This is a genomic window from Nocardia sp. NPDC006630 (genome assembly GCF_040611495.1).
Lineage (GTDB): Bacteria > Actinomycetota > Actinomycetes > Mycobacteriales > Mycobacteriaceae > Nocardia.
Map to the genome: position 1 here is coordinate 733,221 of NZ_JBEXOK010000004.1, position 8,708 is coordinate 741,928.

The 8,708-nt window shown below is 66.2% G+C and carries 12 protein-coding genes and 1 pseudogene; 7 read left to right on the forward strand and 6 right to left on the reverse strand.

Going from position 1 to position 8,708, the window contains the following annotated elements:
• The first annotated feature begins 22 nt into the window (after positions 1-22).
• The 6 genes from ABZX86_RS15165 to ABZX86_RS15190 all read left to right on the forward strand — a co-directional run bounded on the left by ABZX86_RS15165 (position 23) and on the right by ABZX86_RS15190 (position 4,099).
• The gene (locus tag ABZX86_RS15165; RefSeq protein WP_355123777.1) at positions 23-769 is read left to right on the forward strand and encodes a DivIVA domain-containing protein; all 747 of its coding nucleotides are present in this window, start codon (positions 23-25) and stop codon (positions 767-769) included.
• A 77-nt stretch (positions 770-846) separates the two neighbouring features.
• On the forward strand, positions 847-1,545 hold the full coding sequence (locus ABZX86_RS15170) for a DUF177 domain-containing protein (protein WP_355123779.1): 699 nt from the start codon (positions 847-849) through the stop codon (positions 1,543-1,545).
• A gap of 2 nt (positions 1,546-1,547) precedes the next feature.
• Complete coding sequence (rpmF, locus tag ABZX86_RS15175) at positions 1,548-1,730, forward strand: 50S ribosomal protein L32 (RefSeq protein ID WP_297611186.1); 183 nt, start codon at positions 1,548-1,550, stop codon at positions 1,728-1,730.
• A 19-nt stretch (positions 1,731-1,749) separates the two neighbouring features.
• Complete coding sequence (rnc, locus tag ABZX86_RS15180; protein WP_355123781.1) at positions 1,750-2,511, forward strand: ribonuclease III; 762 nt, start codon at positions 1,750-1,752, stop codon at positions 2,509-2,511.
• A 6-nt stretch (positions 2,512-2,517) separates the two neighbouring features.
• A complete protein-coding gene (gene mutM, locus ABZX86_RS15185; protein ID WP_355123783.1) occupies positions 2,518-3,375 on the forward strand; it encodes a bifunctional DNA-formamidopyrimidine glycosylase/DNA-(apurinic or apyrimidinic site) lyase in 858 nt (285 codons plus the stop codon).
• 139 nt (positions 3,376-3,514) lie between these two features.
• Positions 3,515-4,099 carry a dihydrofolate reductase family protein gene (locus ABZX86_RS15190; protein ID WP_355123785.1) on the forward strand — a complete coding sequence of 195 codons (585 nt, stop codon included), beginning with the start codon at positions 3,515-3,517 and terminating at the stop codon, positions 4,097-4,099.
• On the opposite strand, the gene ABZX86_RS15195 is transcribed toward ABZX86_RS15190, so the two are convergent.
• The 6 genes from ABZX86_RS15195 to ABZX86_RS15220 all read right to left on the reverse strand — a co-directional run bounded on the left by ABZX86_RS15195 (position 4,096) and on the right by ABZX86_RS15220 (position 8,227).
• Entirely contained in the window at positions 4,096-4,545 is a 450-nt protein-coding gene (locus ABZX86_RS15195) for a DUF350 domain-containing protein (RefSeq protein WP_355123865.1), read from the reverse strand. The two genes, ABZX86_RS15190 and ABZX86_RS15195, sit on opposite strands and share 4 nt — an antisense overlap.
• A gap of 70 nt (positions 4,546-4,615) precedes the next feature.
• Complete coding sequence (locus ABZX86_RS15200) at positions 4,616-5,782, reverse strand: glutathionylspermidine synthase family protein (RefSeq protein WP_355123787.1); 1,167 nt, start codon at positions 5,780-5,782, stop codon at positions 4,616-4,618.
• Positions 5,782-6,651, reverse strand: coding sequence for a hypothetical protein (locus ABZX86_RS15205; protein WP_355123789.1), 870 nt, complete (start codon positions 6,649-6,651; stop codon positions 5,782-5,784). The genes ABZX86_RS15200 and ABZX86_RS15205 overlap by 1 nt, the downstream gene beginning before the upstream one ends.
• Before the next feature lie 93 nt (positions 6,652-6,744).
• A complete protein-coding gene (locus tag ABZX86_RS15210; RefSeq protein WP_355123791.1) occupies positions 6,745-7,026 on the reverse strand; it encodes an acylphosphatase in 282 nt (93 codons plus the stop codon).
• Positions 7,023-7,487 carry an OsmC family protein gene (locus tag ABZX86_RS15215; protein WP_355123793.1) on the reverse strand — a complete coding sequence of 155 codons (465 nt, stop codon included), beginning with the start codon at positions 7,485-7,487 and terminating at the stop codon, positions 7,023-7,025. The genes ABZX86_RS15210 and ABZX86_RS15215 overlap by 4 nt, the downstream gene beginning before the upstream one ends.
• Positions 7,488-7,546: 59 nt before the next feature.
• Positions 7,547-8,227 (reverse strand): HAD family phosphatase, encoded by a 681-nt coding sequence (locus ABZX86_RS15220; protein WP_355123795.1) that lies wholly within the window; start codon positions 8,225-8,227, stop codon positions 7,547-7,549.
• Between the two features lie 227 nt (positions 8,228-8,454).
• Here ABZX86_RS15220 and ABZX86_RS15225 point away from each other — a divergent pair.
• Positions 8,455-8,708 (forward strand): annotated as a pseudogene (locus ABZX86_RS15225) (hypothetical protein); the annotation flags it as partial.

Here is an 8,708-nt window from a genome sequence, read left to right on the forward strand (position 1 = left end):
AGGCAGGAGAGTGGGGTAGCACATGTACCGCGTATTCGAAGCACTCGACGAACTCGTGGCCATCATCGAGGAGGCACGGGGTATCCCGCCGACTCGGAACTGCATCGTGCCGCGTGGTGAGGTGCTCGAACTACTCGACGATGTGCGTGAGGCGCTGCCCGGCGAGCTCGACGACGCCCAGGATGTGCTCGATCACCGCGACAAGATCGTCACCGACGCCCGCAATTCCGCCGATACCACCGTGACCGGCGCGAACGAGCAGGCGCACCTGACCGTCACCGGCGCCCGCGACGAAGCCGATCGCATCCTCTCCGATGCCAAGGCGCATGCCGATCGCATGGTCGCCGAGGCCCGCGCGCACGCCGAACACCTCGTCGGTTCGGCGGAGGCGGAGGCCGAGCGGGTGGTCACCGACGGCAATAACGAGTACGAGGCCGTCACCGGCCGGGCTCGTTCCGAAGCCGATCGCATGGTCGCCTCCGGTCAGGCCTCCTACGACCGTTCGGTCGCCGAAGGCAAGGCCGAGCAGGAGCGACTGGTGTCGGCGACCGAGGTGGTGCGGGCCGCGCACGCCGAATCCGCCCGTCTCATCGACGGCGCGACGGCGGACTCCGACCGCCTGCGCACCGAATGTGACGAGTACGTCGACGGCAAGCTGGCCGACTTCGAGGAGACCCTGCACAGCACGCTGCGCATTATCGGCCGCGGCCGCCACCAGGTGCGTTCCGGTACGCCCGTGCAGGATTATGCGGGGGAGTTCCGCCGGTAGCCGGTTTGAGCTGACCTGGAGCGCTTCGGTATTGTTGGGTGGTTGCCCATTCCATACCGAGCGTGAGTGAGTCCCTGATGTCCGCCGAATCCGGTTCCAAGCCGCGTCATCGTCTTACGACGTCCGACGACGTCGGCTTCATGCTGGACACGCGCAGCCTCGGGCGCAAGCCCGGCTCGATGCGTGAGCTGAAGCGGACGGTGATCACCGACGAGAAGATCGGCCTCGAAATGGTCGGCATTCCCGCAGGTGCGCAGGTCGAGCTCGACCTCACCATGCAGTCGGTGTCCGAGGGCGTGCTGATCATCGGCACGGTGTCGGCGCCCGTCGAAGGCGAATGCTCGCGCTGCCTGGAACCGTTCACGGACCAGGTCGAGCTGTACCTCACCGAGCTGTTCGCCTACCCGGACAGCAATACCGAGAAGACCACCGAGGAAGACGAGATCCATCGTCTGGTGGACGACATGATCGAACTCGAGCCGGTGGTCATCGACTCCGTCGGGTTGGAACTGTCGCTGCAGCCGGTCTGCGAGCCGGACTGTGCGGGATTGTGCCCGGAATGCGGTGTACGGATGGCGATTGCGGGTTCCGGCCATGGTCATGACATACTTGACCCTCGCTGGGCCGGGCTCGCGAATTTGACCGTCGCCGACGACGCAGTCGTCAGTGATATAGCCCCCGGAAGCGGCGCCTCTGGCGCTGCGCCGGACCCATCAACAGATTCTGAACTCACGGGGCACAGTGGCGCCGTGAGTCCGAGGACAGAGGAGAAGTAGTCGTGGCCGTTCCGAAGCGCCGGATGTCCCGTTCCAACACCCACTCGCGCCGGAGCCAGTGGAAGGCCAGTGCGCCTACCCTGATCACCTGCCCGAACCGGGCCTGCGGCCAGGCGACCCTGCCGCACATCGCGTGCCCCTCCTGCGGCACGTACAAGGGCCGCCAGGTCACCGCTGCGGTTTGATTCTCTGATCCAGCCGACCGTGACCGCCAGCAAGGACGCGGCGGAGGTGCCCGCCGTGGGTGACTCCGCCGACCATTCCAGCCTGCTCGAAGCGCTCGGCGTCGGCCTGCGTCCGGACCTGTTGCGCCTCGCGCTCACCCACCGGTCGTATGCCTACGAGAACGGCGGGCTGCCGACCAACGAGCGCCTGGAATTTCTGGGCGACTCCGTGCTCGGCCTGAGCATTACCGAACGCCTGTACCTCGAGCATCCCGAAAAATCCGAAGGCGAGTTGGCGAAGCTGCGCGCGAGCGTAGTGAATATGCACGCCCTCGCCGAGGTGGCCCGGGTGCTTGGTCCGGGCGGACTCGGTGTGCACCTGCTGCTCGGTAAGGGCGAAGAGCTCACCGGTGGCCGGGACAAGCCGAGCATCCTTGCCGATGGCATGGAATCACTGCTCGGAGCCGTGCATCTCGAGCACGGCATCGATGTGGCACGCACTGTGGTGCTGACGCTGTTCGCGGCGTTGCTCGAGCGTGGCCCCCGCATGGGCGCCGGGCTCGACTGGAAGACCAGCCTGCAGGAGCTGACCGCCGAACGCGGAATCGGCGTGCCCAGTTACGAAATCACCTCCACCGGGCCCGACCACGACAAGGAGTTCACCGCCACCGCGGTGATCGGTGGGAAGGCGTACGGCCAGGGGGTGGGCCGTTCCAAGAAGGAAGCGGAGCAGAAGGCCGCGGGCGCTGCCTACCAGCAGCTGAACGCCGTCGAGAAGCCTGCCGAAGGTTCGGCGCAGTAAACGCCGATGCCCGAACTTCCCGAAGTCGAAGTCGTCCGGCGCGGTCTCACCGAACATGTGGTGGGCCGCGTCGTTCGCGCTGTCACCGTCCAGCATCCGCGCTCGGTGCGACGGCACGAGCCCGGCGGCGCGGATCTCGCCGCCCGCCTCACCGGCCTGCGGGTCGAATCCGCGCAGCGGCGCGGCAAATTCCTGTGGCTCACCTTCGATGAGCCCGATACCTCACTCGTGGTGCACCTGGGAATGAGCGGGCAGATGCTGGTGCAGCCTGCCGACGCTCCCCGGGAGAAGCACGCGCACATCATCGCGACCCTGGATTCCGGGCAGGAATTGCGCTTCATCGATCAGCGGACCTTCGGCGGCTGGCAGTTGGCCGATCTGGTCGAGGTCGAGGGGACGCTGCTGCCGGAACCGGTGGCGCATATCGGCCGCGATCCACTGGATCCGCTGTTCGACGCGGATCGGGTGGTGAAGGCATTGCGCGCCAAGCAGTCCGAGATCAAGCGGGTGCTGCTGGATCAGACCATCGTGTCCGGAGTCGGCAATATCTATGCCGACGAGGCGCTGTGGCGGGCCGGAATTCACGGGGAGCGGGTGGCGGCCAAGCTGACTCGCCCCGCCCTGCACGGACTGCTCACCGAGGCCGGGACGGTCATGAGCGAGGCGCTGCGGGCGGGCGGGACCTCGTTCGACGCCCTCTACGTGAACGTGAACGGCCAGTCCGGCTACTTCGAGCGTTCCCTCAACGCCTACGGCCGTGAGCACGAGCCGTGCCGGCGCTGCGGCGCCCCGATGGTGCGGGAGAAGTTCATGAACCGCTCGTCCTTCTCCTGCCCGCGCTGCCAGCCGCGCCCGCGGAGCTGACCGATCGTGCCGCGCAACCTGACAGGCCGCGCCGTCCGTGTGATTCATACCTCCCGCTCTTCGGTCTTGGCTCCCTATGGAACGGCCTGAAGCGCTACCTTTTTGGTAGCGGCACGTGTGGTGCCGGCTGGAGGGACCAATGCGCAAACTGACCTATTACGTCGCGGCCACCATCGACGGGTTCATCGCCACCGAGAACGGTTCGGTGGACTTCTTCCCGGTGGGAGGTGATCACGGTCCCGCGATCGTCGCGCAGTATCCGGAGACCCTGCCCACCAAGGTGCGGGAATCGCTGGGTGTGGACACCAAGCCGAGCATGACCTTCGACACCGTGATCATGGGCCGCAAGACACACGATTTCGGCGTGCGGACCGGCACCTCCAGCCCGTATTCGCATCTGCGGCAGTACGTGGTGTCGCAGACGCTGCCGGAGGCCCCCGATCCGGATGTGCAGCTCATCGCCGAGGATCCGCTGGCGCGGGTGCGCGAGCTCAAGCGCGAGAAGGGGCTCGGCATCTGGTTGTGCGGCGGCGGTGAGCTGGCCCAGACCCTGCTGCCGGAGATCGATCAGATCTTCCTGAAGGTCTATCCCATCGTGCTGGGCACGGGCCGCCCGCTGTTCGGTGCGGGCGCCCGGCTGCCCGAGGCCACCCGCTTCCGGGTGCTCACCAGCCGCATCTTCGAGGACGGCGTGGCCTTCCTCAAGTACAGCCGGGTGCGCTAGAGGATCGCGACGGCGACGACCAGGCCGAGGGCGAAGTGGGCGGCGGCCACGATCAGGGAATCGGTGCTGAACTCGGGAGCTTTGAGGACGGCGCCGATATCGATGCCGAGGGCGTATTCGATGACGCGCACCGAGATCACCTGGGCGACAATCCCGACCAGGCCGTAGATGAGGGCCGCGATGAGGCCCTCGGAGAGCTTTCCGGCCTGCGCGTAGATGGCCAGCACCACGATGAAGGCCATGCTGAGCATGCCTGCCGAGCTGACGACCACGGCATTGGGCAGGCCCTTGGCGACCATGGCGCGCAGGCTGCCGGGGGTGGTCAGGTCTACCGCGTAGAAGCCGATGAGCATGAGGCCCAGGCCGACCAGGGCGTAGAGGACGATGGCGCCTACGCCTCGGCCCACTGAGCTCCAATATCCCGCTTCGAGCGCCACGGTGGTGATCATCGGGTGGTCCTCCGGAGTTGTCGGGTCAGAACTGCGGAATGCTCTGTCAGGACTGCGGAATACGGTGTCAGGACTGCGGAATACGGTGCGGTACGAAGGTAGAAGTATCGTCGGTGATCAGGCCGACCGTCTCGCGAATGCCGAGTCCGGCGGAGGTGTCGCCGACGATCCAGGCGCCCAGCACCGGCCGCATACCGTCGAATTCCGGTAGCGGGTCCAGCATCTGGTAGACGAAGCCTTCCTCGCCGTAGACGCCGCCGGTGGCGGTTTCCATGCCCGGGCCGACGATGGTCATGTTCGCGCCCTCGCGGCCGAGTTTCGGCTTGCGGATGTATTCGGTGAGCTCGTGCGGGTCATCGAGGTAGGCGGGCAACAGGTTCGGGTGGCCGGGGTACATCTCCCAGAGCACCGCGAGCAGCGCTTTGTTGGAAAGCATTGTCTTCCACAGTGGTTCGATCCACATGGTGCTCGGCAGCGACTGTGTGATGCGCTTGCCGAAGTCGTCGTCGAGCGCCCACTCCCACGGGTACAGCTTGAAGATGGATTCGATCGGGGCCTCTGCCAGATCGACGAAACGTTCGAGCTCCGTATCGAATCCGACCTCTTCGATGGGCAGGGCGATGGTGTCGAAGCCGGCCTCGGCGGCGGTCTCCTGCATATAGGCGGTGGTGACATTGTCCTCACCGCTGCCGTCCGCGCCCGACCAGGTGAAGTGCAATTGGGTGCTGGGCAGCACGTCGCGCATTTCGCCCCAGCGCTCGACCAGCTTCTCGTGCAGGGAGTTCCACTGATCGTCGTCCGGGTGCAGGTCGGTCAGCCAGTGCCACTGCACAATTGACGCCTCGAGCAGGGAGGTCGGCGTATCGGCGTTGTACTCCAGCAGTTTTGCCGGACCGCGGCCGTCGTAGCGCAGATCGAAGCGGCCGTAGATATGCGGGTCCGAGCGCTTCCAGGAGTTGGTGATGTGCTCCCAACTCCATTGCGGCAGACCGAAATCAGCGAGTCGCTCGGTGAGGATGATGTTGTCGATGGCGTGCAGGCACATGGTGTGCAGCACTTCGACCTGGGCTTCGAGCGCGAGGATCTCGTCCATATCGAACTCGTAGTGCACCGATTCGTCCCAGTAGGGCCGCGGCTGGCCGTTGGTATCGACGCCGGGCGAGCCGTACACCAGCCCCTGGCTCTCGATGATCTGCTTCCAGCCCGGGCGCGGGGCGCTGCGCACACGGCGCACTAGGAACCTCCTCCGTGCAGCTTGGAACCGAGGCCGCCGCGCTGAATCGTGGTGCCGCTCTTGGTCTTTACGTTGGCGCCCTTGGGTATCGTGGTGCTGCCGCCGGTGGGCGCGTGGCCGATCGTCTGGCTGGGGCCGCCGTAGTAGTAGCGGTACTGGTGGCCGGCCAGGAAGAACAGGCCCGCGGTGCCGAGGCCGCTGCCGCCGCGGCTGGGATCCTGCGCGTCCTGGCAGTACTGATCGGGGACGACGATTTCCTGATTGTCCTGGGTGGCGGTGATCGTCTGGTTCGGGCCGATGGGGACGGTCTCGCCGTTCTTGGCCACCACCGTGCAGGACGCTGTCACATCAGGGGTGGTGATGGCGTCGTAGGCCAGGTACCCGCCGCCCACGAGCGCGGCCACACCGACCACGGCCGCGCCGCCGAGCAGTACCTTCTTGCGCTTCTTGCGTTTGCCTTCGGCGGCGTCGATCTCCGCCTGGGCCTGTTCCTCGGCGCGTTTGCGGGCCTTTTCGCGGGCCCGGGCCTCGGCGACCGTCGGCGGTCGCGGCTGGGTGATTCCGGCTTCCTGCGACTGCATGGTGCCGTGCCGGGGCGCCTCGGAGGCGCCCGGAAGCTGGGACGCGTCGAATTCGACTGTCGGGCCCGGGAGATCGAGGGTCGGGTTCGAGACCGGTGGCGGGTAGACCGGCACGCCGGGAAGCGGGTAGTTGCCCCACTGCGGATCCGGCCCCGGCGGAGTCTCGGAACCCGGCACCGCGGTGCCTGATTCGCCGGGTATCGGCTCGGTGGGGTGCGAATCGCCCGGGGGCGGGGTGGGGCGGTGGTCGGGGTCCTCAGGGGTGCCGCCGAGACGTTCAATGGCCAACGATGGACTCCTCGGACTCGCCGAACTCTGTTCGCCTCAGCGACTCTATGCGCTGCCACGACTCGGTGCTGGTCAATAGCGACCGGGTGCGCGTCAACGCTCTTCGAATCCGATTATGCCTCCCAGCGCGGGCCCCCAGTCCTCTACGACGAGGTTGACCCGGCCCGGTGTGTCGCCGGAGCGCAGCAGGGTGAGCAGCGTGTCGCAATTCTCGCGCGGTCCCTCGGCGATCACGTGCACGCGGCCGTCCCGATGATTGCGGGCGTACCCGGTCAGGCCCAGTTCCAGGGCGCGTGACCGAGTCCACCAGCGGAACCCGACACCCTGCACCTGGCCGTGCACCCAGGCGCTGAGCCGGACCGGGGTTGCCGTCATTCGTCTACGCGGAAGGTCAGATTGACGGTGGTGCCCGCCTTGAGCGTGCGGCCGACGGTGCAGACCTTGTCGATGGCGCGCTGCGCGGCGACCAGCATGCGCTGCCGGGTCTCCTCGTCGAGTTCGCTGAGGTCCAGCTCGAAGGACTCGTTGAGCTCCGGATAGGTCTCGTTCTCGCGATCGGCGTCGCCGGAGACGCGCACGGTCGAATCGAAGTTGTCGCCGAGCTTGCGCGAGAGGGTGAAATCGGCGCTCAAACCGGTGCATCCGGCGAGCGCGATCTTCAGCAGCTCACCCGGGGTGAAGGCGCCGGGCACTCCCGCCGAGGCGATGAGCACTTCGCCGCCACGATTATTGCGACCGGTGTAGGCCCGGGTCCCGGTGCGCTCGGCCCACAGTTCGACCGGTTCGGCGGCCTGGGTGGGTGCGGCGGTCTGCGGTGCGGCGGTCTGTTCGGACATGCCTAGATCCTCGCATTCGTTCTCGGTTCACTACCGTTCGGTTCGGAACGCCCGGGAGGTCAGCGGAATTCCGACACCGGTTCCAGGCTCGCCGCGAGCTCCGGTGTGACGGATCTCAATCCGCCGTCGGCAATGTATGAGGCCAGCGCGAGGGCGTCCGGTGCGGGTGGGTAGCGCGGGTGCGGGACGGCGATGACCGTCATGCCCGCCGCATAGGCCGCGCGCAGGCCGTTGCTGGAATCCTCGATGGCCACGCACTGCTCGGGCGGGATGCCGAGCCCGGCTGCGGCGGCGAGGTAACCGTCGGGTGCGGGCTTGCCACGCTCGACCTCCTCGGTCGAGACGGTGGTGCGGAACAGATCGGTCACGCCCATATGGTCCAGGACCACATCGATGAGCCGGCGCGGCGAGGAACTGGCCAGGCCGAGCGTGAACTGTCCGGCGAAGCGGCGCACGGTCTCCGCGGCATCGGGCATCAGCGGCAGATGATCGGCATAGCGGGCAGCCATCCGCGAGATGACATCCTCGGCCACCTGCTCTGGGGTACGCCGCCCGTCGAGCAGGTCCTCGCTGGTGTAAATCGACCATTCAGAGGTGCTCATCCCCATGAACCGATCCTGGGTATCGGCCAGCCAGCGACCGTCCATCTCCCCGATGTACTCACGCCGCACCTCCTCCCAAATGGGTTCGGTGTCGATGAGTACGCCATCCATATCGAAAATGACTGCCTTGGTGGACATGGTCTACATGGTCATCCATGGGCGATCGGGAGGCTGCTCCGGGCCTGGTGTTCGGGGCCGGAGGATGAGGGGGAAGGGACAGAGACAAAGACGCCTGGACACGAAGAACGAAAACGAAAGGCGCAGAACGGAAAGCGGCAAAAGGTGAAGATCGGATATTCTGAATATCCTTATATCACAACGTAATTCGCCTTTCCGGGTCTGTTTTCGCGGAGTAGAATAGAGGCATGGAATCAGGGGGAGATACCGCAATCGCGACCGGTGCAGCTGCACTGGTCGCTGCGGTCGAATCCCTCACCGCGTTGCCGTTGATTCCGGTGTCGGACACCGACATTGTGGCGTTGATGCAGCAGATCGAGACCAGCACTCGCCGGTTGGCGTCGGTGCAACGGGATCTGATCGTGCAAGCCTGCGCGCGTTCTTTGCCTGCCCTCAACGGTTCGGGTAGCCCGGCGTTGTATCTGCAATCGGTGCTGCACAT

Bases quoted from the DNA above. Each gene is read 5' to 3' on its own strand.
- ABZX86_RS15165 (WP_355123777.1), top strand. From the start codon at position 23: ATGTACCGCGTATTCGAAGCACTCGACGAACTCGTGGCCATCATCGAG.
- ABZX86_RS15170 (WP_355123779.1), top strand. From the start codon at position 847: ATGTCCGCCGAATCCGGTTCCAAGCCGCGTCATCGTCTTACGACGTCC.
- mutM (WP_355123783.1), top strand. From the start codon at position 2,518: ATGCCCGAACTTCCCGAAGTCGAAGTCGTCCGGCGCGGTCTCACCGAA.
- ABZX86_RS15190 (WP_355123785.1), top strand. From the start codon at position 3,515: ATGCGCAAACTGACCTATTACGTCGCGGCCACCATCGACGGGTTCATC.
- ABZX86_RS15210 (WP_355123791.1), bottom strand. From the start codon at position 7,026: ATGACGGCAACCCCGGTCCGGCTCAGCGCCTGGGTGCACGGCCAGGTG.
- ABZX86_RS15215 (WP_355123793.1), bottom strand. From the start codon at position 7,487: ATGTCCGAACAGACCGCCGCACCGCAGACCGCCGCACCCACCCAGGCC.
- ABZX86_RS15220 (WP_355123795.1), bottom strand. From the start codon at position 8,227: ATGTCCACCAAGGCAGTCATTTTCGATATGGATGGCGTACTCATCGAC.